Below are 23,833 nucleotides of genomic sequence, written 5' to 3'. Positions count from 1 at the left end.
ACCGCCAATGTACGAGCCGCCGGCCTGGTTCCTGAAGAAGACCGGCCAGATGTGGCCGCCGAAGAACATCACCTGGCCGCCGAAGCGAGTCGTGTCGCAGGAGAAGTTCTCCTCGCCTGGGCCCGAACTGGCGGCTCAGCAGTAGCGGTTCACCAGGAGAAGTTCACCGCTCGCCGTGTGCGTACCGGCGTACGGCGAGCGGCAGGAACACCGCGATCAGCACCGCACACCAGGCCAGCGACCCGGCGATCGCGTGGGCCACGGGCCAGGCGGCTCCCTCGGGTACGGGGGAGTTGCCGAACAGGTCCCGCAGGGCCGAGGTCACCGCGCTGAGCGGATTCCACTCGGCGAGCGTGCGCAGCCAGGTGGGCAGGTTGTCCGTGGGGATGTAGGCGTTCGACAGCAGCGGCAGCATGAAGGTCGCGCTGCCGAGTTGACCGGCCGCCTCCTCGCTCCGGGAGAGCAGCCCGAGGAAGATCCCGGCCCAGGTGCACGCGAACCGGAACAGCAGCAACAGCCCTACGGCGCCGAGCGCTTCGGCGACGGACCCCTCGACCCGCCAGCCCACCGCGAGCCCGACCAGCAGGAACGGCACGGTTCCGGCGGCCGTGACGACGAGATCGGCGAGGGCCTGGCCGAGGGGTACGGCCGCCCGGCTCATCGGCAGCGTGCGCAGCCGGTCCGTCACGCCCCGGTGCGAGTCCTGGGCCGCCTGGAACATGCCGGTCATGATCCCGTTGGCGGCGGTCGCCACCAGCAGCCCCGGTACGAGGAAGGAGCGGTACTCCGCGCCCGGCATCGCGAGCGCGCTGCCGAAGACGTAGCCGAAGAACAGCAGCATGGTGATCGGCATGGTCTGGGTCAGGATCACCAGGCCCGGGTTGTTCCGGACGCGGAGCAGCTGGCGGCCCAGCATGGCCGAGCCGTCGTACGCGAGCGTGCTCATGTGGCGACCTCGCTTTCGGCGGTCAGACGCAGGAACACGTCGTCGAGTGTGGGTGGTTGGAGGATCGCGTCGAGCAATGGCACGCCCGCCGCGTCCAGTTCACGGATCAGACGGGGGAGCGTGAGCGTGGTGTCCCGGGTCACCGCGCCGACGGAGTTCCGGTCGTGGTCGAACGTCGGCTCGCCGCCCGTGAGTTGGTCGAGGACGCCGGCCGCCTTCGCCAGTACGTCCGCGTCCGCGACGACGATCTCGACGTACGCCCCGACGACCGCCTTGAGCTGGGCCGGTGAACCCGTCTGCGCGACCCGTCCCCGGTCCATCAGGGCGATGTCGTCGGCGAGTTGGTCGGCCTCCTCCAGGTACTGCGTGGTCAGCAGCACGGTCGTGCCGTCCGCCGTGAGCTCGCGCACGGCGTTCCAGATCATGGTGCGGCTAGCCGGGTCGAGTCCGGTCGTCGGCTCGTCCAGGAAGAGGATCTCGGGGCGGCGGATCAGGCTCGCCGCCAGGTCGAGGCGGCGGCGCATCCCGCCCGAGTAGGTGGACGCCGGCCGGTCCGCGGCCTCGGCAAGGCCGAAGCGGTCGAGCAGTTCCCCGGCGCGCCCGGCCGGCCCCCGCACCCGGTGCAGCCGGGCGAACAGCCGCAGGTTCTGCCGCCCGGTGAGGTCCCCGTCGACCGACGCGTACTGCCCGGTGACGCCGATGCACCCTCGTACGGCGGCGGGCTCCCGTACGAGATCGTGCCCCGCGACCCGCGCGGAGCCGGCGTCCGGGCGCAGCAGCGTGGTCAGCAGCCGTATCGCCGTGGTCTTGCCCGCGCCGTTCGGGCCGAGGATCCCGCAGACCGTGCCCGCCGGGACCGCCAGGTCGAGCCCGCGCAGAGCGTGGACCTCCCCGAACCGCTTCTCCAACCCTTCACTAAGTACAGCGTACGTAGAAGTCATGGGTCGACCATAGCGCACTACGTACGCTGTACGTAACTAGGATGGTGGCCGAGGTGATGATCGATGGCAGGCCGAGCGGCCGTACCCGAAGTGATCTGGGCGCGCCCCGAGCGCACCGGCCGTGGGCCGAAGCCGGCGTTCACGCGCGCGGACGTCGCGGCGGCGGCGGTGCGGATCGCCGACGCGGAGGGGTTGGACGGGGTCTCGATGCGTCATGTCGCGGCCGAGTTGGGGTGCGGGACGATGTCCCTGTACAACTACGTGCCCCGCAAGGAGGACCTGCACGAGCTGATGCTCGACGCCATCGGCGCCGAGCACGAGATCCTCCCGCCGTCGGGCGACTGGCGCGTCGACATGCTCCGCAACGCGCGGGAGACCCGCGTCATCATGCGCCGCCACACCTGGGTGCCGCGTCTGATGGCGGGCGTGTACGGCTTCAGCCCCAATAGCCTGCGCTATCTGGAGCACTGCCTGGACTGCCTGGAGCCGCTCGACGTCCCGTACGCCACGAAGATGGAGCTGGTCGCGCTGCTCAACGGCGTCGTGACGACGTACACCGCCAACGAGAACGCCACCGCCGAGCGCACTCGCTCCATGCCCTGGTCCGAGGAGGAGGAGAACGCGGTCCGGATGGCCTACCTCGGCAGCCAGGTGGCCACCGGCGCGTATCCGCGACTGGCGGCGGCCTTCATGGAGCAGAGGGGGAGCGGGCCGATCGATCTGGAGACGGTGTTCGAGCAGGCGCTCACACGCGTGCTGGACGCCTTCGACCCGGGCCTGCGGCCCTAGGGGCAACTCGCCTTAGATCAGCGCGAGTTGGCCCTCCGGTCCCTCCTCGGGACCGTCCAGTACCGAGGCCGGCTTGCGGGTCGGTTCCGGTACGGGCAGGACGCCCGCCGCGCGCAGGTCGGCCGTGGTGATCTGGGATGTCAACTCGTCCTGTAGGGGCTGGAGTTCGGCCAGCAGGGCGAGGACTGTGACGAGTTCCAGGAGTTCCGACGTCCAGGCCTGTGGCCAGGTCGTCGGGCGGATCGCTGCCAGGGTGCCCGGCTCCGGCTCCGCGACACGTGCCGTGAACCACTCCTCCAGGACCCGCACTCCGCCCACCTCGAAGTCCCAGGCCTCCGGCGGCACCGGGGAGATGAGGCCCTCGTCGAGGTGGAGGGTCTCCTCGTCGCGGTCGTAGTGGAGGGTGAGGGGGCGGGAGGGGAGAGGCGCGCGGACGTAGGGGCGGCGGCCGCCGGGGAGCTTGGGGCGGTCTCCGTCGCGGCGCATCAGCCACAGGGTGCGGCGGCCCGACTCGACGCCGCGCGCCCAGAGTTCGGCGTCTGCGGTGAGCGGGACGGCGAGGTCGGCGCGGATCGCGGCCAGGATCCAGGCGAGGACGTCCACCGGCTCCGGCGTGTGGCCGAGCCGTGCGCCTAGGTGTTCCAGGAGACCCGGCGCCAGGTTCGGTTCCCGGCCGCCGGGGCGGCGGTACAGGGGGCGGATACGGCCGGGGCGCAGCAGGGGGAGCAGGGGCGTCGCGATCAGGAGGGGGCCGGGGCCGCCGGCCGTCTCCGCCACGAAGACCTGCCGCTCGTCCGCCACCCGCCACAACTCGGGCCGGGCCGCGTCGATCAGCCGGTGGTCCGGGATCAGCCACTGCTCGTCGAAGGGGGCGCGCAGCACCCGTACGGGCTCGGGGCAGGGGCCCGACGCGCGGACCAGCTTCTCCGTGCCGCCGGCGCCTCCCGGCAGCTGCCCGACCGCTGAGCGCAGGGTGCGCGAGCGGCTCGGCTCGAACAGGGCCTCCCGGTCCGGTCCCTCGGCCTTCAGCAGGGCATCCCAACGGGCCTTCAGGGACGCCGCGTCGGGACCCGTCGGCCACCCCCGGCCGAGCCGCGGCGGTGCGACGGACCACGGCATCAGGTCCGCCAGCAGCGGAGCGTCGTCGTGCGTCACGCTGGGCATCGTAACGTCGGGCACGGACAGTGGGCTCAGGTGGCGTCCAGGGTGACCGTGAAGGAGAAGCGGTCGCCCCGGTAGTGGATCACCGCCACGTCCAGCACCCGCCCCTCCCCGTCGTAGGTCACGCCCGTGTAGTGCAGGATCGGGCTGAGCAGCGGTACTTGGAGCAGCTGAGCCGTCTCCGGGTCCGCGAGGCGTGCCTCCACGGTGTCAGTGATGCGGCTGATGTCCGCGCCGACGACATCCCGCAGCACCTTGGTCATCGGCCAGCGGGTGAGGTCCTCGACGTCGATGAGGGCGGCCAGTTCGGGGCGGACGTAGTTGCGGGCGTGGTTGGTCGGCTCGCCCGTCACCTCGTCGCCGCGGAGGCGGTGGTACATCGCCACCTCGTCGAACTCCGGGAAGTACTCGGCGAGTTCGGCGGGCACGGGCGCCTTGCCGTGCTCCAGCAGCTCGGTCGCCATGCCGGACTGCTGGGCCACGATCGCGTCCACCGAGCCGAGCAGCCGGACGGGGGCGGCCCGTCTCGCGCTCGGCTCGATGAACGTGCCGCGCCGGCGGTGCCGGGTGATCAGCCCCTCGTCCTCCAGCTCCTTCAGCGCCTGCCGCATCGTCAGCACGCTCACGCCGTAGTGCCCGGCCAACTGCTCCTCGGTGGGCAGCCGCAGCGGATCCTGGGGCGACCGGCCGAGGATCGAAGCGCGCAGCGACTGCGACACCTGATACCAGAGCGGCAGCTTGCGGTTCAGAACGATCGAGTCCGGGGCGAAGGAGGTCACGGGCTATCCGTACCGGTCGTGAACGCTCAGCGCAACGGGCGGAAGTGGCGCTGGAGGCCCTCCCACACATCGTCGTACCCCTGTTGCAGATGCTCCGCGTGCGCCGCCTGAGCCGTCGCGGTCACCGGCCAGCGCGTCTCGAACATGAACGCCAGCCCGTCGTCGACCTTCTGCGGCCGCAGCTCGGCCGCGCTCGCCCGGTCGAAGGTCTCCCGGTCGGGACCGTGCGCCGACATCATGTTGTGCAGCGACCCACCGCCGGGCACAAAGCCCCCTGGACCGGCAGTCTTGGCGTCGTAGGCGCCCTCGATCAGCCCCATGTACTCGCTCATCACGTTCCGGTGGAAGTACGGCGGCCGGAAGGTGTCCTCGCCCACCAGCCAGCGCGGTGCGAACACCACGAAGTCGACGCCGGCCAGGCCCGGGGTGTCCGACGGCGACGTCAGGACCGTGAAGATCGACGGGTCGGGGTGGTCGTAGCTGATGGTGCCGATCACATTGAAACGGCGCAGGTCATAGGCGTACGGCACATGGTTGCCGTGCCAGGCGACGACATCGAGCGGGGAGTGGTCGTAGACGGCCGTCCAGAGGTTGCCGCAGAACTTGTTCACCACCTCGACCGGGCCCTCGATGTCCTCGTACGCGGCGACGGGCGCCCGGAAGTCGCGGGGGTTGGCGAGCCCGTTGGCGCCGATGGGGCCGAGGTCGGGGAGGCGGAAGGGGGACCCGTAGTTCTCGCACACATAACCGCGGGCCGAACTATCCAGCAGCTCCACACGGAAGCGGACCCCACGAGGAACGAGGGCTACATGTCCCGGCTCCACATGCAGCAGCCCGAACTCCGTACGCAGCAGCAGCCCGCCCCGCTCCGGCACGATCAGCAGCTCGCCGTCGGCGTCGCTGAAGACACGGTCCATGGAGGTGTTGGCGTGAAAGAGGTGCACGGCCATGCCGGTGCGCTGGGTGGCGTCGCCGTTGCCGCCGAGGGTCCACAGGCCGGCCAGGAAGTCGGTGCCGGCGGTGGGCTGGGGCAGGGGGTTCCAGCGCAGCCGGTTCGGGTCGGGCACCGTCTCCGTGAAGGGGGCCGTGCGGAGCGTGCCGTTCGCGGTGCGGGTGAACGCGGGGTGGGCGGCCGAGGGGTGGATTCGGTACAGCCAGGAGCGGCGGTTGTGGGCGCGGGGCTCGGTGAAGGCCGTACCGCTGAGCTGTTCCGCGTACAGCCCGAGGGGAGCGCGCTGCGGCGAGTTGCGGCCCTCGGGCAGGGCGCCCGGGACGGCCTCCGAGGCGTGCTCGTTGCCGAAGCCGGAGAGGTGGGCCAGCCCCTCGGCGGCCTTCCGCGCGTCCCCACTCATGATCGCTCCCTTGCGAATCCGATTCCTATGTATCACCGTAGGATTGCGTTTTCGCGGACGCAAGAGGACCGACGGGCCTCCGGCCGAGGGACCTCGTCCCGGGCGTCCTCACAAGGGACTACAAAGGAACCCGACTCCAGGGGGATCCCGGCTGTCGGAGGGGTGTTCTAGTTTTTCTGGCATGTCGTGGACGCGGGGAATCCTGGCCGTGCTCGCGGTCTGTGTCCTGCTCCTTGCCGGATTCGCGGGCTGCGGCTCCGGTGGCGCACGGGACCAGCAGCGGAACGAGGTGTCGTCCTCGCCGGTGGGCAAGGTCCTGGACGACACGGACGAGAAGGGGCGGCACTACCGAGAGGTGGACGAGGAGGACGCACCCGAGGTCCGCACCGAGGTGCTGCCCGACACCGCCGGCGGCTGGGACGTCCGGCTGACCGTGACCAACTTCCGCTTCTCCCCGGCCGGTGCGAAACCGGAGGCGACCGCGGGCCGCGGCGTCGCCTGTCTCTTCGTGGACGGCCGCTCCGTCGCCGAGATCCGCACCCCCGAGTACCACCTGGCGGCCGACCTCGTCCCGCACGGCACCCATCGCGTGACCGCCCGCCTCTACGCCGACGACGGCACGGCGTGGGCCGTGGACGGCGACCCCGTGGAGAGCACGGCCGACATCACTGCGTCGGAGGCCGACCCGACACCCCTGGCGGCGGCACGATGAGTGCTAGGGGCACCCAGTTCCGTACTGGGGGGCGAGCTTCACCGGACCGCGACGGAAAGGCATCATGAAGTCCGTGCCCCACGCGACATCGCTCCGTCGTGCGCCCGTGCAGAGGCGCAGCGCCGAACGTCTGACCAGGATCCTCGACGCCTGCGCCGACCTTCTCGACGAGGTCGGCTACGACGCCCTGAGCACGCGGGCCGTGGCCCTGCGCGCCGGCGTCCCCATCGGCTCGGTCTACCGCTTCTTCGGCAACAAGCGCGCGATGGCCGACGCGCTCGCCCAGCGCAACCTCGAGCGTTTCACGGAACGTGTCGACGAGCGCCTCAAGGAGGCCGGCGACGTCGGCTGGCGCGGCGCGATGGACGCCGTCCTGGACGAGTACCTGGCCATGAAGCGCACCGCGCCCGGCTTCTCCCTCGTCGACTTCGGCAATCAGATCCCGGTCGGCTCCGGCCACGCCGAACCCAACCACCGCGTCGCCGACCGCCTCACCGACCTCCTCTCCGGCTATCTCGACCGCGACCCCGACGAGGATCTGCGCCGCACCTTCCTGATCGCCGTGGAAACGGCGGACGCCCTCGTCCATCTCGCCTTCCGGGTGTCCCCGGAGGGGGATGAGCGGATCATCGAGGAGACGAGACAGATGCTGCGGGCGTATCTGGCGCGCGTGCTGGACTGATACCGCGATGGGGGTCCCCCCACACCCTTAAGGCAGTGGGGGAGCACGGCGCACTCCTCTCGGCCATGAACAGGGCCACGGCGCACGCCCGTTGCTAAGGTGATCTCACCTTTGGGTCGGGCATAGGGGGACGCTGTGACTCGGGTGGTCTGCATCCATGGGATCGGTCAACAGCATGCGGGGGAGCGGGAGTTGCACCGCTCCTGGCATCCCGCGATCGACGACGGGCTGCTCCGCGCCGGGGTGGCTTCGCTGCTCCACGCGGACGATGTCCGCTGCGTCTTCTACGGTGACCTGTTCCGTCCGCCCGGCCGCGTCCTTGCCGCCCAGGATCCACCCCTGGACGCCTCGGACGTCGAGGAGGGGTTCGAGACCGAACTCCTCCTCGCCCTGTGGGAGGAAGCCGCGCGCATCGACCCAGGTGTCATGCCGCCCGACGCGCGCACACTGGCCCGTACACCACGAGGCGTGCAGCGAGCGCTGGATGCCCTCGGCCAGTCGAGGTTCTTCTCCTCCCTCGCCGTACGGGCCCTGATCCTCGATCTGAAACAGGTCCGCGCCTACTTGTCCGAACCCGCGGTGCGCGACTTGGTGCAGGCGCGAGTGGCGGCCGCCGTCACCGACCGTACCGCGGTGGTCGTCGGTCACTCCCTGGGCAGCGTGGTCGCGTACGAGGCCCTGTGCGCCCATCCCGAGTGGCCGGTCCGCGCCCTGCTCACCGTCGGTTCACCCCTGGGCATCCGGCGCCTTGTGTTCGACCGGCTCTGCGCCGGTGCGGGAGGAAAGCCAGGAGATTGGCCGGGCTCCGCCGGGTCGTGGACCAATCTCGCGGACGAGGGCGACGTCGTGGCGCTGGTGAAGGACCTGCGACCGCTGTTCGGCGAGGCCGTGCGCTGCCACCTCGTGCACAACGGCTCACGAGCGCATGACGTGACGAGCTACCTGAACACGGCCGAGGCGGGGCGGGCGATTGCCGATGGCTGCTCTCTCGCCTGAGCCCGGCGCGGGTCCTCGGGTGCCGCGCCGCTATCTGATCACCACGGCCGTTCCACGCGTGCACAGCAGACCTGACCTCGACCGGCCGGAACTCATTGACGATGTGCGCCGCATCGAAGACCTCTTCACAGGGCTGCTCGGCTACGAGCGGGCCGCCGCACCGGGACCGGACCCGACCAGGGAGCAACTCCTCAAGGCACTACGGGCGTTCGCCGTGTCCGACGAACGGCGTCCGGACGACTATGTCGTGCTCTACTTCGCCGGCCACGGCGTGGTCTCCGAACAGAGCGGACGCCACTACCTCCTCACGGCCGACAGCGATCACGATCTACGCGGCACCGCGCTGCCGACCGAGGAGTTGGTGGCGCAGCTCTGGGAGGAGACCCGGATCGGGCGACTGCTCGTCCTGCTGGATGCCTGTCACTCCGAGGCGGGTCTGGACGAGGCACTGGCGAGTGCGCTCCGCGCCCGCCGGTTCCACCCGGCCGCCGGCAAGAACCCCGGCACCGGCCTGGTCCTGCTCGCCTCCTCACGGCGCAAACAGGAGACGGCGCCCGGCGCACTGTCGTCCGCCTTCGACCGGGCTGTACGCAAACAGGTGACGTACGCGGGCCGGGTGCCTCAGCACATCCGGCTTGACGACGTCCTCGAAGCCGTCTCCCTCGACCCCGAGGTACCCGGCTGGCAGGAACCAAGCGCCTTCCTGGCGCAGGGGACCTCCGGGTTCCCCCTCTTCCTGCCCAACCCGCGCCATATCGACGGTGCCCGTGACCGCCGTATCGACGAGGCCGACGAGCTGTTCGTCCGGCTCGCCCGCGGGCGCGAGGAGCGCAAGGCCGAGTTGACGACCCACTTCGACCCGCGGGCGCGCGGAACCGATGTACCGGCCTCCGAGGTCGCGTACTTCACCGGCCGACACGCCGCGCTGCGCGCGGTCAATGCCTGGCTCGCCCCCGAGCGCGCAGGTGACCGGCTCTGTGTGGTCACCGGCGACCCCGGCTCCGGGAAGTCCGCGCTCCTGGGGCTCATGACGGTCCTGGCCGACCCCCACCGGCGCGCCTCCCTGCCGCGCGACGACCTGCCCCGGGACGCGATTCCCACCCCGGGCGCCCTGCACGACTCCGTGTTCGCCGGCCACAAGTCCTTGCGTCAGATCCTCGACCGGCTCGGCGCCGCCGCCGGACTCGGAGCCGTCGACTCGCTGGACGCGCTGGTCCGGGGGCTGCAACGCCGACCGGAGCCGTTGGTCGTCGTCATCGATGCAGTCGACGAGGCCGTCGACCCGCAGCAGGTCGTCGACGCCCTGCTCTCGCTGACGGACCCTGAGTTGCGGCTGCCCGTGCGCCTGCTGGTCGGGGCCCGGCAGCACGTGGCCGACCGGTTGGGCGCACGGGCCCTGCGCGTCGACCTCGACAACGAGCACTATGCCGACCCGGCCGCAGTCCGTGCCTACGCGTACAAGCTCCTTGACGCACACGGCTCCACCCTGCGCGGCCACCGCGCAGACCACTTGGGTGCCATCGCGAATGCGGTCGCCGAGGCGGCCGGCCGTTCCTTCCTCGTGGCGCTCATCACGGCCCGCACCCTGGTCCGCGAGGCCCCGCCCACAGACCCCTACGACCCGGTCTGGCGGGCGTCCCTGCCGACCAGGCCCGGCCAGGCCATGCAGCGCGACCTCGAGCAGCGCCTTGGTGCGAACACCCAGCGGGCCCGTGACCTGCTGTTGCCTGTAGCGTTCGCTCAGGGCAGCGGGCTGCCCTGGGGCCGGGTGTGGCCGCGACTCGCCACAGTGCTGGCGGGCCGCGAGTACAGCAGTGAGGACATCGTCTGGCTGCGGGAGGTGGCCGGCTCGTACTTGGTGGAGACCGAGGAGGACGGCGAGTCCGTCTACCGCGTGTATCACCGCGCGCTCATCGACCACCTGCGCGGTGGACAGGACGCCCGGTCGGTGCAGCGAGCCGTCACGACGGTCCTGCGGGAGACCGACCACCCTTATGTGCGCCGCTACCTGGCCCGCCATGCCGCCGAGGCGGGCCTCCTCGACGACTTGGTTCAGGATGCCGACTTCGTGCTCTCTGCCGACCCCGGACCGTTGCTCGCCGCGCTGCCCGCCCTGCGCACTCCGGGTGGGCTGGCGGCCGGCCAGGCCCTGCGCGACATGGATGCCCTGTTACGGGAGCGGCCCGGACCGGACGCCTGGGCGCGGGCCCAACTACGGCTCGCGGCGGTGTGCCGCCGGGCGGACCGATTGGCGTTGTCCTGCGACGCCGGTGAACCACTGCCGTGGAGGGCTCGGTGGGCCGTGTGGGACCCGCGGGAAGGGGACGGCTCTCTTGCCGGTCTTGCCCAAGCCTCTGGAGTGGCCGTACCGGTGTCCGGGAGCGGTGCCCGCCTGCTCGGGCTCGGAGGCGGCAGGGAAGCCGTCGTGCGGCGCCGGGATCTTGTCACCGGCCGCGAGGAGTGGTCCACGCGGCTGCCGTTCGCCCTGTTCGATTCGACGCTGACCGCCCTGCGTGGCCTCGGGCCTTACGCGGGAGTCCTGTCCGCCGACTTCGGCGATGTGCGCAGCGTCACCCGCCGCATCTTCGGCGGGTCCGACCTCACACCGTCGCTCTCCTTCACTCTGGTCGACCGCGTCTCCCGCTGGGCCGGCCGGGCACTGCGCCGGAAACCGCCCCGCCGCGAGGTGGCCGAGACTCGCCTGCTGCACGTGTGGGACCTCGACAGTGAATCCCTCAGCCCCGACACCTGGCGGCTGCCCGCCCACCCCGCCCTCGACCGGGAAGGGCACGCGCGAGGACTCGTACCGGCCGAGGAAGTGGCAGTCCTGCGGACATCCGACGGCGGCCGGTACGCGGCACTGCGATTCACCGGCGGGCAGGTCGTCGTCCACGAACTGTCCGAGGTCAGTGAGCTACCGGATCTGCCCCGTCGGCGATGGCGTCAGATCCACCCGACCGACCAGGAGTTGTACAACCGACTACGGGAACAGTTCTCGGCTGCTGTCTCGGCCACTCTGGGGCCGGAGCTGGCCGGTGCGGGTCGCCACGTCCGGCTGCCGCCGGTGACCCGCTGCACCGTTCCGGCCGACGCGCCCTCCGGCGTAGTGCTGTTGGGCCACGCCGACGGGACTGTCACGGTCTATGAGGCGGGCAGCCCTTCGGCGCGGCGGATCGGCCCCGGGCACGATGGGCCCGTGACGGAACTGGAGGTGATCAGGCCGCCGAACGCGGGGCCCCTGTTGGTCTCCGCCGGCAGTGACGGCTCTGTCAGACTCACCGTACTCGACAGCGGCGAGCCGGTCCGGACCCTGCACAACGGGGCGGCTCCGGTGACCGGGCTCGCGGTGCACCGTGGGGACGACGAAGGCCAGGGGCTGGTCGTGGTCGCCACCGGGGACGGCCTGCTGCACCGGATCGACGTCGAAAGCGGCCATCCGGTCGGCCGTCCGACGCGCTTCGGCGGTGCGGGCGGGTGCATGCTCACCGTCCTCGACCTGCATGGCACGCAGAGCGTGCTGGTCCAGGTGCCGGATCGGCGGGGTGCTCAGCTCTATGCCCTCGACACCGGCGAGCGCATCGGCGGCCCCGCCGAACGGCAGGAGGCCACCGCGCTGTGCATGGTCAACGGCACGGTGTGGGTGGGTGGCTCGAGTGGAGCGATCCGCTGCTGGCCCACCGGCCATGCCGCGAACACCACCCGCACCGACGCGCACGACGAGCGGATACTCGCGCTTGGCACGATCCGCGGCCCGGGCGGCGTCCCAGCGGTGGTCAGCGTGGGGACGGATCATGTGATCCGTTGCTGGTCGGCGGACAGCACCCCGCACGAACTGTGGCACCGGCCGGTGCCACGGCCGTATCCGTGGGAGGTGCCACTGTTCGGTGCGGCCGCGACAGGCCGTACGTCGGACGGCCGCGATCTGGTGGTGACCGGGGAGTACGGAGGCAGGGTCCGGGTGCTCATGCTTCGTGACGGACTTCCCGTCGGCGAGCAGGAGTTGACCGTGCCCGACTTGGTGACCGCCGTGTGCGTGGGGCGCGTGCGCGACAGGGATGTCGTGGTGGTCGGCTCGGACACCGGACGGGTGTCGTGCTGGGACGTGACGGCGGGGCGCTGGTACGCGCGTGGTCCGGTGCCGGACCGGAAGCGCTGGACGACCGCTCTCGCGCTGGCGCCCGACTGCTCAGGGCGTCTCGGCGTGGGTGCCGACGACGGCACGGTGCGCGAGTGGTCCCTGCCGGCCTGCCGTCCGCTCGAACCCGCCCGCGCCGCCCACACGACGCGGGTCTCGGCCCTGGCCCATGTGCCGGGCCCCGACGGTCCTCTCCTGGTCAGTGCCGGTGACGACCGCCGGCTGGTGTGTGGTCCCACCGGCCCGTCCGTCGAACTGCCGCGGCCGATAGGCGCCGTGGTCGCGGTCGACGGCGAGGTGTGGTGCGGGGACGACCGGGGGGACGTATTCCTGATGCGTTGTGCCGCGGATGGCTGGCATACGGTCCAGGCTCTTGAGGGCGTACGGCCGGTCTCCGCAGTCGCCGTCGTACCCCACGGGGACCAGGTCGAGGTGGTGGCGGGCGGCCCCGACGGCGAACTCCTGGTCCGGGACGCGCGAGAGGGGGCCGCTCGGGGGCGGCTGCGGCCGATCTCCGATGGCGGGGTGGCGGCGCTGACCGTCGAGGACGATCCCGTTCCGGTGCTCCGCTCCAGGAGCGTCCAGGGCATCGTGGAGGCCTGGAACTTCGCGGATCCTCAGCGAACCTGGTTCGGGGTTTTGGACCTCGCGCACAGGGAGAGGGCCGGAGTGTGGGAGGTACAGCTCGGGGAGCGGCGGGTGGCGGTTTCGTGGCCGGAGTTCTCCAGGAGGGTGGAGGACGGCACGCTGTCGTGGCGGCTGCTGCGCAGTTTCCTGTGGGAGCTGGCACGGCAAATACTCACCAGACGTGCTCCGCACCCATCGGTCACCGATATGCGGTTCGAGGACCTCGACGACGGGCGGGTCTTCCAAGTGGACGTACCGGGCTGGCGGGCGCGGCAGGTGCTGGCGCGTAACGGCGCCGAGGGCCCCGAGCTGTTCGTGGCGGGGGATCGTGCGGTGCGGGCGTACGCAGCCGATCCAGCCGACCTCGGCCGCGTCGATGAGCTGGCCTTCCATTTCGCACCGTTCGAGGTCCGCCACCTGGCCGTGCTTCCAGACCGCAGTTGTGTCGTGGCCGGAGAGCACCTCGACGAGCTGGTGGTGCTGGGCCCGCGCAGTCTCTCGTCGCTGCGGATCGAGCTACCGTCCGTCGTGACCGGCCTGGCAACCGGCCCCGACGGCACTCTCGCGGTCGCCACCCGCAACGGGCTGGTCGTCTTCGACCAGCCCCCCTCCGGGGTTCCCGGGGATTTGGGATGAGTGTCGGATCCCCCTCGCCCCCGTTCCTACCGGTCGGTATGCTCGGCTCAGTCCGTGCGTCACCGTCGTCGCCGCCCACCGGGAGGACCCGTGTCCCGCACCGCCCTGCGTATCTGCCCCCTGTGCGAGGCCACCTGCGGGCTGACGCTCACGATCGAGGGGACCCGGGTGACCGGAGCCCGCGGCGATCGCGACGATGTGTTCAGCAAGGGGTTCATCTGCCCCAAGGGCGCCTCCTTCGGAGCCGTCGACGCGGACCCCGACCGGCTGCGCACCCCGCTCGTGCGCAAGAACGGCGAGCTGCGGGAGGCCACCTGGGAGGAGGCCTTCGACGCGGTCGCGGCCGGGATCCGGCCGGTCGTCGAGCGGTACGGGCCGCACTCCGTCGGAGTCGTCCTCGGCAACCCCAACGTGCACACCATGGCCGGCGCCCTCTACCCGACCGTGCTGCTCACCGCGCTCGGCACCCACAGCATCTTCACCGCCTCCACGGTCGACCAGATGCCCAAGCACGTCTCCAGCGGACTGCTCTTCGGCGACGCCAACGCCATCCCGGTCCCCGACCTCGACCACACCGACCATCTGCTCCTCATCGGCGCCAACCCCCTTGAGTCCAACGGGAGTCTGTGCACCGCACCCGACTTCCCCGGCAAGCTCAAGGCCCTCAAGGCCCGCGGCGGCACCCTCACCGTCATCGACCCGCGCCGCACCCGCACCGCCAAGCTCGCCGACCGGCACATCGCGATCCGGCCCGGCACGGACGCCATCCTGCTCGCGGCCATGGCGTACGTCCTCTTCGAGGAAGACCTCGTGGATCTCGGGGAGTTGACCCCGCACGTGCAAGGGGTCGACGAACTCCGGGGCGCTGTACGGGACTTCACTCCCGAAGCCGCAGCCGAGGCGTGTGACGTCGACGCCGGGACCATCCGTAAGCTCGCCCGCGAGCTCGCCGCGGCCCCAACCGCCGCCGTCTACGCCCGTATCGGCAGCTGCACCGTCCCGCACGGCACCCTCGCCAGCTGGCTCGTCGACGTCCTCAACATCCTCACCGGCAACCTCGACCGCCCCGGCGGCGCCCTCTTCCCGCAGGCCGCCACCGACAGGACACCCCGCCCGGCCGGACCCGGACGCGGCTTCGCGCTCGCGCGCTGGCACTCGCGGGTCAGCCAACACCCGGAGGCGAAAGGCGAGTTGCCGCTCTCCGCGCTCGCCGAGGAGATCGACACCGCCACGGCAGAGGGCGAGCCGATCCGGGCCCTCATCGCCGTCGCCACCAACCCCGTCCTGTCCGCGCCCGACGGCGACCGGCTCGACAAGGCCCTCGACTCGCTCGACTTCATGGTCAGCGTCGACCCCTACCTGAACGAGACCGCGCGCCACGCCGACGTCGTACTGCCCCCGCCCCCGCCCTCGCAGAGCCCGCACCACGACTTCGCCTTCAACACCCTCGCCGTACGCAACCAGGTCCGCTACACCCGCCCCGCCGTCCCCCTGGAGCCCGGCCGGATGGCCGAGACCGAGATCCTGGCCCGGCTGACCCTCGCCGCGATCGGCATGCACGGCGCCGACCCTGCCGCCGTGGACGCCATGGTCGTAGAACAGACCCTCGGGAAGGCCGTCAAGGAGCCGCACTCGCCCGTGTACGGGCGGGATCCCAAGGAGCTCGCCGGTCAGCTGGCCGGGGAGTCCGGGCCGGAGCGGCGGCTGGACATGATGTTGCGGCTCGGCCCCTACGGGGACGGCTTCGGGGTACGGCCGGACGGGCTGGGGCTGGAGAAGCTGCTGGCGCATCCGCACGGCATCGACCTCGGGGCGCTGCGGCCCCGGCTGCCGCAGCCGTTGCGGACCAGGAGCGGGAAGGTCGAACTGCTGCCGGGGCCCATCGCGGACGACCTGCCCCGGCTGCGACAGGCCCTGCGGGAACGCCCGGAGGGGCTCGTCCTCATCGGCCGGCGCCATCTGCGCTCCAACAACAGCTGGATGCACAACGTGCCCGCCCTCACCGGCGGCACCAACCGCTGCACCCTGCAGATCCACCCCGAGGACGCCGAACGCCTCGGCGTGCTCGACGGAGTCGCGGTGCGGGTCAAGGGTGCCGGGGGAGAGGTGACCGCCCCCGCCGAGGTCACCGACGGCGTCCGCCGGGGTGTCGTGAGCCTGCCGCACGGCTGGGGGCACGACCGGCCCGGCACCCGCCTCGGCCACGCCTCCGCCGACCCCGGCGTCAACGTCAACCAGCTCCTCGACGGCAGCCTGCTCGACCCGCTGTCGGGCAACGCGGTCCTCAACGGCGTACCGGTCAAGATCATGGCACCGCTGTGACCTGGAGTTTTGCGCTTATTGCTCGCATGTCAACGTCTTGTTAAGACTGTTTGACGCGGCCTAACGTCATCGAACCGCCGTCCCTGGTGGGAGTTCAAGGGCGAACGTTAGGTATCCACTCATGCTGACCATCCTCGGCTTCGCCATGATCGCGACCTTCCTGGTCCTGATCATGCTGAAGAAGATGTCGCCGATCGCGGCACTCGTGCTGATCCCGGCACTGTTCTGCGTCTTCGTCGGGAAGGGCGCCAAGCTCGGTGACTACGTCATCGACGGCGTGACCAGCCTTGCCCCGACCGCGGCGATGCTCATGTTCGCGATCGTCTACTTCGGTGTGATGATCGATGTCGGGCTCTTCGACCCGATCGTCCGGGGGATCCTCAAGTTCTGCAAGGCCGATCCACTGAGGATCGTGGTCGGCACCGCCGTACTCGCCGCGATCGTCTCGCTCGACGGCGACGGCTCGACCACCTTCATGATCACCGTCTCGGCGATGTACCCGCTGTACAAGCGCCTCAAGATGAGCCTGGTCGTGATGACCGGCGTCGCCGCCATGGCCAACGGTGTGATGAACACCCTCCCGTGGGGCGGCCCGACCGCCCGCGCCGCCACCGCGCTGAAGCTGGACGCGAGCGACATCTTCGTCCCGATGATCCCGGCGCTCGCCGTCGGCCTGCTGGGCGTCTTCGTCCTCTCGTACGTGCTCGGCAAGCGCGAGCGCAAGCGGCTCGGTGTGCTCACGCTGGACGAGATCCTGATCGAGGAGAACGTCGAGGAGAAGGTCCAGGAGACCGAGTCGGTTCTCGTGGGCGCCGGCGGCGGTGTCTCCGGCGCGGGCAAGGCCCTGGTGGGCACTGGTGGTTCCGGCACCGACGCCGAGGACGGCGACGCGGAGCGCTTCCAGGTCCTCGACCCGAACCGGGCCACCCTGCGGCCCAAGCTCTACTGGTTCAACGCGCTGCTCACGCTGACCCTGCTCACCGCCATGATCATGGAGTGGCTGCCGATCCCGGTGCTGTTCCTGATCGGCGCCGCGCTCGCGCTCACCGTGAACTTCCCGCACATCCCCGACCAGAAGGCCCGCCTGGCCGCCCACGCCGACAACGTCCTCAACGTCTCCGGCATGGTCTTCGCCGCCGCCGTCTTCACCGGCGTCCTCCAGGGCACCGGCATGGTCGACCACATGGCCCGCTGGATGGTGGACGTCATCCCCGAGGGCATGGGCCCGCACATGGCCCTGGTCACCGGCGTCCTGAGCCTCCCGCTCACCTACTTCATGTCGAACGACGGCTTCTACTTCGGCGTCCTCCCGGTCCTCGCCGAGGCCGGCGCGGCTCACGGTGTCTCCCCGCTGGAGATGGCCCGCGCCTCGCTCGTCGGCCAGCCGCTGCACATGTCGAGCCCGCTCGTCCCGGCCGTGTACGTCCTGGTCGGCATGGCCAAGGTGGAGTTCGGCGACCACACGAAGTTCGTGGTCAAGTGGGCGGCGCTCACATGTCTCGTCATCCTCGGGGCAGGGATCCTCTTCGGAATCATCTGATCCACTTCCACTTCCTCGGAACCATTTCCACGGAGGACTCGAACATGGCGCCCGGTGGGAATCGCGGCTGGCTGCTCCGCCTCGTCATCGCCTTCAGCTTCGCGCAGGGGGCGGTGTCGATGGCCAGGCCCGCCGTCTCCTACCGGGCGCTCGCGTTGGGCGCGGACGAGCGGGCGATCGGCGTCATCGCGGGCGTGTACGCCCTGCTCCCGCTCTTCGCCGCGGTCCCGCTGGGCCGCCGCACGGACCACGGCCGCTGCGCGCCCCTGCTGCCGGTCGGCGTGATCCTGATATCCGGCGGCTGCGCGCTCAGCGGCCTCGCGGGCTCCCTCTGGACGATGGCGATCTGGAGCGGAGTGATGGGACTTGGCCACCTCTGCTTCGTGATCGGCGCCCAGTCGCTCGTCGCCCGCCAGTCCGCCCCGCACGAACAGGACCGAAACTTCGGCCACTTCACCATCGGCGCCTCACTCGGCCAGCTGGTCGGCCCGATCGCGGCGGGCGCCCTGATCGGCGGCTCGGACATGGCGGGCACCAGCGCGCTCGCCCTGCTCGTCGCGGGCGCGGTCGCCGCGGTCGCGTTCACCTCGCTGTGGCGCATAGAGAGTCCTACGGCGGCCAAGTCCCGTACGGAACAAGGCGGTCGCGTCCCCGTCCAGCGCATCCTGCGCGCCCGGGGCGTGCCCGCCGGCATCCTCATCAGCCTCTCCGTGCTGTCCGCAACCGACATCCTGACCGCCTATCTGCCGGTGGTCGGCGAACACCGGGGCATCGCGCCGTCGGTGATCGGCGTCCTGCTCAGCCTCCGCGCGGCGGCCACCATCGCCTGCCGCCTGGTCCTGACGCCGTTGCTGCGGCTGCTGGGGCGTTCGCTGCTCCTCACGGTCACCTGCCTCCTGGCGGCCGTGCTGTGCGCGGGCATCGCGCTGCCGCTCCCGGTGTGGGCACTGGCCCTGGTCCTGGCCTCCCTCGGCTTCTGCCTCGGCGTCGGCCAGCCGCTGTCCATGACGACGGTCGTCCAGGCGGCCCCCGACGGCGCCCGCTCCACGGCCCTGGCCCTGCGCCTGACCGGCAACCGCCTCGGCCAGGTCGCCGCCCCCGCCACGGCGGGCCTCGTCGCCGGAGTCGCGGGTGTGGCCGCCCCGTTCGTGATGCTCGGGGCCCTGTTGCTGCTGTCGTCGGGGGTCGCGCTGCGCTCGCCGTCGCCGGACAAGCCGGCTCAGGGCCCTGCGTCGACGTCCGGAGTCCGCCGCACCTTGAGCCGGAAGAGCGATATCTGACCACGTGCAGTTCAAGGACGACGCCGAGAAGGACAACGACCCCCACGTCTGCCGCTTCTACCTCGACGCCTTCGGCTTCAACCGAAAAAGCAGGTCCACTGGACCATCGCGACCCAAGCCCCTCCTCCGGCGGCGCGGTCAAGGAGGGAGACATCACACTGCTCGCCTCGGGTGGGGGCACCACTGACGTGATCCGCTGGCCAACGGCGGTCCGCCCGCCGGCGGCGTTGGACTCGCTCGTGCCGACGCCTTCACCCCGGCCGTCGGAGCCGGAACCGACGTACACGCGACACGGCCCGGGCGACCACCCGGGCCTCCCGCCGGCGTCCGCACACCGCAGCCGCCACGCCCTGCCCGCCCCCGGACCACTGTCCGCCCCCCGGCACCGACCCGCACCGGTGAACGCCGCCTCACCGCGCCCCCGGCGGGCAAGCCGAACCTGGTGGGCTGGTACCAGGACGGGCCGTCCCCGGCGCGCCGACGGACGGAGGGCCGTCTACGCCGTCGACGCCGTGAAGTCGTACGACACGAAGCACCTCCCCAGTCGCGAGGTGTACGGCGACCGGGGCCGACCGGAGCTGCGTCTGATCACCTGCGGTGGCGACTACGACCGTAGGACGGGATACGCCGGCAACGTCGTCGTCTTGGCCCACCTCACGCGGATCCACGAGCCGGACACCCGCTGAATCTGACCCTCCGTTTTCTCACCACCTGGACCGGAGCGTCCGATCCCGCCCATTCCCTTCCCCCGGCCGCACACATTCCGTTAACTTCCGTGCCCCATACGCCCGTACCACCCGCACGGGCCGTCCGACCGCGGAACAACAGCGCCTTGAGCCCCCGGGGGCACCTGCCATGACACGCGCCATCTCCCTGCACGACGTGAGCAAGGCCTACACGCGAGGCGTCCGCGTGGTGGACCGGCTGTCGCTGGACATCGAGCCCGGCGAGTTCCTCGTCCTGGTCGGACCCTCCGGCTGCGGCAAGTCCACGGTGCTCAGAATGATCGCGGGGCTGGAGGAGATCGACGAGGGCGAGCTGCTGCTGGACGGTGAGTACGCCAACGAACTGCCCCCGTCCGGCCGGGACATGGCGATGGTCTTCCAGAACTTCGCCCTCTACCCGAACATGACCAGCCGCGACAACATCGGCTTCCCGCTGCGGGTCGAGGCACCCGGCGAGGACCCGCGCCCGCGCGTGGACGCCACCGCCCGCATGCTCGGCATCGAGGAACTCCTCGACCGCTTCCCCGCCCAGCTCTCCGGCGGCGAACGCCAGCGCGTCGCGATGGGCCGGGCGATCTCCCGACACCCCTCCGCCTTCCTGATGGACGAACCGCTCTCCAACCTCGACGCCAAACTCCGCAACCACTTACGCGCCGAAATCTCCTCCCTCACCCGCGAGTTGGGCGTCACCACGGTCTACGTCACCCACGACCAGGCCGAAGCCATGTCGCTCGGCGACCGGGTCGCCGTCCTGCGCGGCGGGGTCCTCCAGCAACTCGGCACCCCGCGCTCGGTGTACGCCCTGCCGCGCAACGTCTTCGTCGCCGCCTTCATCGGCACCCCGCGGATCAACCTCCTGCGCGGTCTGGTGCGGGCCCCGCTCGACGGGGCGATGACCATCAGCCTCGGCCGCCAGTCGCTGCGCCTGCCCGAACCTCTTACCCTGGACCATCAGTTGCTGCGGGTACAGCAGGGCCGTGAGGTGATCGTGGGCCTGCGCTCGGAGGCCATCAGGATCGCCCGACCTGCCGCCGCGCGGCCCGGCGAGGTGTTGATCACCGGGCTCGTCGAGCATGTCGAGTTCCAGGGCCACGAGGTCCTCGTCCACTTCAACACCGGGTCCCGGCCCGCTGTCGTACCGGAGTTGGAGGCCCCGCGTCCGGCCCGTCCCTCCCGGCGTCGGCGCCGTGACGGGGGCACGGTTCTGGATCGGCTCCGGGAACGGGCGGTGAGTGCGTTGCGTGCCGGGCCGGTGGTGGTTCTGGATGATCAGGCCGACGCGGCGGACGCGGAATCGGGTCGCCCCGAGCCGGTGCCGCCTGAGGGGCGACTTCCCGGCGATCTGGTCGTCCGCACCACCCCTGACATCGACCTTCGCCACGGTATGCAGGTTCCCCTCCTCGTAGACATCGCCCACTTGTTCGTCTTTGACCAGCACGGGGAACGCATTTGTCCTGCCCCGGCGCGGCTGCCGGACCTGGAGGAGTAGGCCGGTTGTTCACTGCGGGCCGGTGGGGGCTGGTCGCGCCCGCGCGGCGGAGCCGCATATCGATACAGCCCCGCGCCCCTTCGGGGGCGCTTGCACCTGGCGTTGGAAAACTAACACCGCTAGTTTGTGAGTCGGACGACGCTGCCCGCCCGGGAGGAAGCACGATGAAGGCTCACGACGGTATGTACATCGACGGAGATTGGCGCCCCGCCGCCGGCCCGGAGACGATCGACGTCGTGAACCCGGCCGACGAGCAGGTGATCGGCCGGGTCCCGGCGGGCATCGCCGAGGACGTCGACGCCGCCGTACGGGCCGCCCGTGCCGCCCTCCCGGCCTGGGCCGCGATCCCGCCCGCTGAACGGGCCGCTCGGTTGGCCGCCCTCCGGGACGTCCTCGTGGCCCGCAAGGACGAGATCGCCGAGACGGTCACCGCCGAACTCGGCTCGCCCCTCAAGTTCTCCCAGGCGGTCCACGCGGCCGTGCCGATCGCGGTCGCGGGCTCGTACGCCGAACTGGCGGCGACGTACGCCTTCGAAGAGCAGGTGGGCAACTCGACCGTCTACCACGAGCCGATCGGAGTCGTGGCCGCGATCACGCCCTGGAACTACCCCCTGCACCAGATCGTCGCCAAGGTCGCCCCGGCGCTGGCGGCGGGTTGCACGGTGGTCCTGAAGCCGGCCGAGGACACCCCGCTGACCGCCCAGCTCTTCGCGGAGGCGGTCCACGAGGCGGGCGTCCCGGCGGGCGTCTTCAACCTGGTGACGGGCCTTGGTCCGGTAGCCGGACAGGCCCTCGCGGAACACCCGGACGTCGACCTGGTCTCCTTCACGGGCTCCACGGCCGTCGGCCGGCAGCTCGCCGCCACCGCCGGTGCCGCCGTCAAGAAGGTCGCCCTGGAGTTGGGCGGCAAGTCGGCGAACGTCATTCTCCCGAGCGCCGACCTCGCCAAGGCGGTCAACGTCGGCGTTGCGAACGTCATGTCCAACTCCGGTCAGACGTGCAGCGCTTGGACGCGGATGCTGGTGCAGCGCGAGCAGTACGAGGAGGCCGTGGAGCTTGCAGCGACGGCCGCCGCCAAGTACGGCGACCGGATCGGCCCGGTGGTGAACGCCAAGCAGCGGGCGCGGGTGCGGAGTTACATCGAGAAGGGGTTGGCGGAAGGCGCCCGCCTGGTGGCCGGCGGCCCCGAATCCCCGTGCGAACAGGGCTACTTCATCAGCCCGACCGTCTTCGCCGACGTGACCCCCGACATGACCATCGCCCAGGAGGAGATCTTCGGCCCGGTCCTCTCGATCCTCGCCTACGAGGACGAGGAGGACGCCCTGCGCATCGCCAACGGCACGGTCTACGGCCTCGCCGGCGCCGTCTGGGCCGGCGAGGAGGCGGAAGCGGTGGCCTTCGCGCGCCGCCTTGAGACCGGCCAGGTCGACATCAACGGCGGCCGCTTCAACCCGCTGGCCCCCTTCGGCGGCTACAAACAGTCGGGCGTGGGACGCGAGTTGGGCACCCAGGGTCTGTCCGAGTACCTCCAGACCAAGTCCCTCCAGTTCTGAGGAGCCCGCACATGGTTCGCGCAGCTGTACTTCCGGCCGTGGGCGCCCCGCTGGAGTTCACCGAGATCGACCTCCCGGACCCCGGCCCCGGCCAGGTCCGCGTCCGTCTCGCCGCCGCCGGGGTCTGCCACTCCGACCTGTCCCTCTCCAACGGCACGATGCGAGTGCCGGTCCCGGCCGTCCTGGGCCACGAGGGCGCGGGCACGGTCGTAGCCGTAGGGGAGGGGGTCACTCACGTCTCGCCGGGCGACGGAGTGGTCCTCAACTGGGCTCCGGCGTGCGGAAGTTGCCACGCCTGCTCACTGGGCGAGGTCTGGCTGTGCGCCAACGCGCTGGCAGGCGCCGCCGATGTCTACGCCCACCGCACCTCCGACGGCACCGACCTCCACCCGGGCCTGAACGTGGCCGCGTTCGCGGAGGAGACGGTGGTGTCGGCGGCCTGCGTCCTGCCGGCCCCGCAGGGCGTCCCTCTGGCCGACGCGGCCCTCCTCGGCTGTGCGGTCCTCACCGGCTACGGCGCCGTCCACCACTCGGCAAGGGTGCTGCCGGGGGAGACGGTGGCGGTCTTCGGGGTGGGCGGAGTCGGCCTCTCGGCTCTCCAGGCGGCCCGGATCGCGGGCGCTTCGAAGATCGTCGCGGTCGATGTCTCCCCGGAGAAGGAGGAGTTGGCGCGCGGGGCGGGCGCCACGGACTACGTCGTCGCCTCCGAGAACACGGCCCGAGCGATCCGCGCCCTCACCGGCAAACAGGGCGTCGACGTGGCCGTCGAGTGCGTAGGCCGCGCGGTGACGATCCGCACGGCCTGGGAATCCACCCGCCGAGGCGGCCGCACAACAGTGGTGGGCATCGGCGGCAAGGACCAACAGGTCACCTTCAACGCCCTGGAACTCTTCCACTGGGGCCGCACCCTCTCGGGCTGCGTCTACGGCAACTCCGACCCGACGAAGGATCTTCCGGTGCTGGCCGAGCATGTACGGGCGGGGCGGCTGGACTTGGGGAGTCTGGTGACCGACCGGATAGCCCTGGAGGGGATTCCGGCGGCGTTCGAGAACATGGTGGCGGGGAAAGGGGGGAGGGCGTTGGTGGTGTTCTGAGGGGTCTTTGGGGACGAGGATCTTTGACCGGCGAGGGTTCTCTTTTCGGCGCCGGTCCAGTCCACCCCAGCCCG

Annotated in this window: 18 protein-coding genes; 13 read left to right on the top strand and 5 right to left on the bottom strand. The window is 71.1% G+C overall.

Annotation, left to right across the window (positions count from 1 at the left end):
- Window positions 1-7: 7 nt before the first annotated feature.
- Window positions 8-145, top strand: a complete 138-nt coding sequence (locus tag AC5DRG_RS11545; protein WP_491809923.1) for a hypothetical protein — start codon at window positions 8-10, stop codon at window positions 143-145.
- Between the two features lie 18 nt (window positions 146-163).
- Here the strand turns inward: AC5DRG_RS11545 and AC5DRG_RS11540 are convergent, their stop codons facing one another.
- Window positions 164-946, bottom strand: a complete 783-nt coding sequence (locus AC5DRG_RS11540) for an ABC transporter permease (RefSeq protein WP_491809922.1) — start codon at window positions 944-946, stop codon at window positions 164-166.
- Complete coding sequence (locus AC5DRG_RS11535; protein WP_491809921.1) at window positions 943-1,887, bottom strand: ATP-binding cassette domain-containing protein; 945 nt, start codon at window positions 1,885-1,887, stop codon at window positions 943-945. Before AC5DRG_RS11535 ends, AC5DRG_RS11540 begins: the two co-directional genes overlap by 4 nt.
- Before the next feature lie 63 nt (window positions 1,888-1,950).
- On the opposite strand from AC5DRG_RS11535, the gene AC5DRG_RS11530 reads away from it, so the two are divergent.
- Window positions 1,951-2,676: a TetR/AcrR family transcriptional regulator gene (locus AC5DRG_RS11530; RefSeq protein ID WP_491809920.1), complete on the top strand. Its 726-nt coding sequence runs from the start codon at window positions 1,951-1,953 to the stop codon at window positions 2,674-2,676.
- A gap of 12 nt (window positions 2,677-2,688) precedes the next feature.
- Here the strand turns inward: AC5DRG_RS11530 and AC5DRG_RS11525 are convergent, their stop codons facing one another.
- The 3 genes from AC5DRG_RS11525 to hmgA are packed head-to-tail and all read right to left on the bottom strand — an operon-like array spanning window position 2,689 to window position 5,968.
- On the bottom strand, window positions 2,689-3,840 hold the full coding sequence (locus AC5DRG_RS11525) for a type ISP restriction/modification enzyme (protein ID WP_491813016.1): 1,152 nt from the start codon (window positions 3,838-3,840) through the stop codon (window positions 2,689-2,691).
- Window positions 3,841-3,866: 26 nt separating this feature from the next.
- Window positions 3,867-4,616, bottom strand: a complete 750-nt coding sequence (locus AC5DRG_RS11520) for a GntR family transcriptional regulator (RefSeq protein ID WP_491809919.1) — start codon at window positions 4,614-4,616, stop codon at window positions 3,867-3,869.
- 26 nt (window positions 4,617-4,642) lie between these two features.
- Window positions 4,643-5,968: a homogentisate 1,2-dioxygenase gene (hmgA, locus tag AC5DRG_RS11515; protein ID WP_491809918.1), complete on the bottom strand. Its 1,326-nt coding sequence runs from the start codon at window positions 5,966-5,968 to the stop codon at window positions 4,643-4,645.
- Window positions 5,969-6,149: 181 nt separating this feature from the next.
- Here hmgA and AC5DRG_RS11510 point away from each other — a divergent pair, with 181 nt between their 5' ends.
- The 11 genes from AC5DRG_RS11510 to AC5DRG_RS11460 all read left to right on the top strand — a co-directional run bounded on the left by AC5DRG_RS11510 (window position 6,150) and on the right by AC5DRG_RS11460 (window position 23,759).
- A complete protein-coding gene (locus AC5DRG_RS11510; protein ID WP_491809917.1) occupies window positions 6,150-6,680 on the top strand; it encodes a hypothetical protein in 531 nt (176 codons plus the stop codon).
- A gap of 64 nt (window positions 6,681-6,744) precedes the next feature.
- Window positions 6,745-7,362: a TetR/AcrR family transcriptional regulator gene (locus tag AC5DRG_RS11505; RefSeq protein WP_491809916.1), complete on the top strand. Its 618-nt coding sequence runs from the start codon at window positions 6,745-6,747 to the stop codon at window positions 7,360-7,362.
- Between the two features lie 135 nt (window positions 7,363-7,497).
- Window positions 7,498-8,358, top strand: a complete 861-nt coding sequence (locus tag AC5DRG_RS11500) for a hypothetical protein (protein ID WP_491809915.1) — start codon at window positions 7,498-7,500, stop codon at window positions 8,356-8,358.
- A 58-nt stretch (window positions 8,359-8,416) separates the two neighbouring features.
- Entirely contained in the window at window positions 8,417-13,756 is a 5,340-nt protein-coding gene (locus AC5DRG_RS11495) for a caspase family protein (protein ID WP_491809914.1), read from the top strand.
- Between the two features lie 90 nt (window positions 13,757-13,846).
- Window positions 13,847-16,078, top strand: a complete 2,232-nt coding sequence (locus tag AC5DRG_RS11490) for a molybdopterin oxidoreductase family protein (protein WP_491809913.1) — start codon at window positions 13,847-13,849, stop codon at window positions 16,076-16,078.
- Between the two features lie 121 nt (window positions 16,079-16,199).
- Window positions 16,200-17,618 carry a CitMHS family transporter gene (locus AC5DRG_RS11485; RefSeq protein ID WP_491809912.1) on the top strand — a complete coding sequence of 473 codons (1,419 nt, stop codon included), beginning with the start codon at window positions 16,200-16,202 and terminating at the stop codon, window positions 17,616-17,618.
- Window positions 17,619-17,662: 44 nt separating this feature from the next.
- Entirely contained in the window at window positions 17,663-18,898 is a 1,236-nt protein-coding gene (locus AC5DRG_RS11480) for an MFS transporter (protein ID WP_491809911.1), read from the top strand.
- 512 nt (window positions 18,899-19,410) lie between these two features.
- Window positions 19,411-19,584, top strand: coding sequence for a hypothetical protein (locus tag AC5DRG_RS11475; RefSeq protein ID WP_491809910.1), 174 nt, complete (start codon window positions 19,411-19,413; stop codon window positions 19,582-19,584).
- Window positions 19,585-19,753: 169 nt separating this feature from the next.
- Window positions 19,754-21,112, top strand: a complete 1,359-nt coding sequence (locus AC5DRG_RS11470; protein ID WP_491809909.1) for an ABC transporter ATP-binding protein — start codon at window positions 19,754-19,756, stop codon at window positions 21,110-21,112.
- Between the two features lie 164 nt (window positions 21,113-21,276).
- The gene (locus AC5DRG_RS11465) at window positions 21,277-22,665 is read left to right on the top strand and encodes an aldehyde dehydrogenase family protein (protein ID WP_491809908.1); all 1,389 of its coding nucleotides are present in this window, start codon (window positions 21,277-21,279) and stop codon (window positions 22,663-22,665) included.
- Between the two features lie 11 nt (window positions 22,666-22,676).
- Window positions 22,677-23,759: a Zn-dependent alcohol dehydrogenase gene (locus AC5DRG_RS11460; RefSeq protein WP_491809907.1), complete on the top strand. Its 1,083-nt coding sequence runs from the start codon at window positions 22,677-22,679 to the stop codon at window positions 23,757-23,759.
- The last annotated feature ends 74 nt before the right edge of the window (window positions 23,760-23,833 follow it).

It is taken from the genome of Streptomyces sp. JLBG701 (assembly GCF_058544905.1).
The sequence above is the reverse complement of the archived record's forward strand: the minus strand, read 5'-3'. Positions and strand labels throughout refer to the sequence as shown.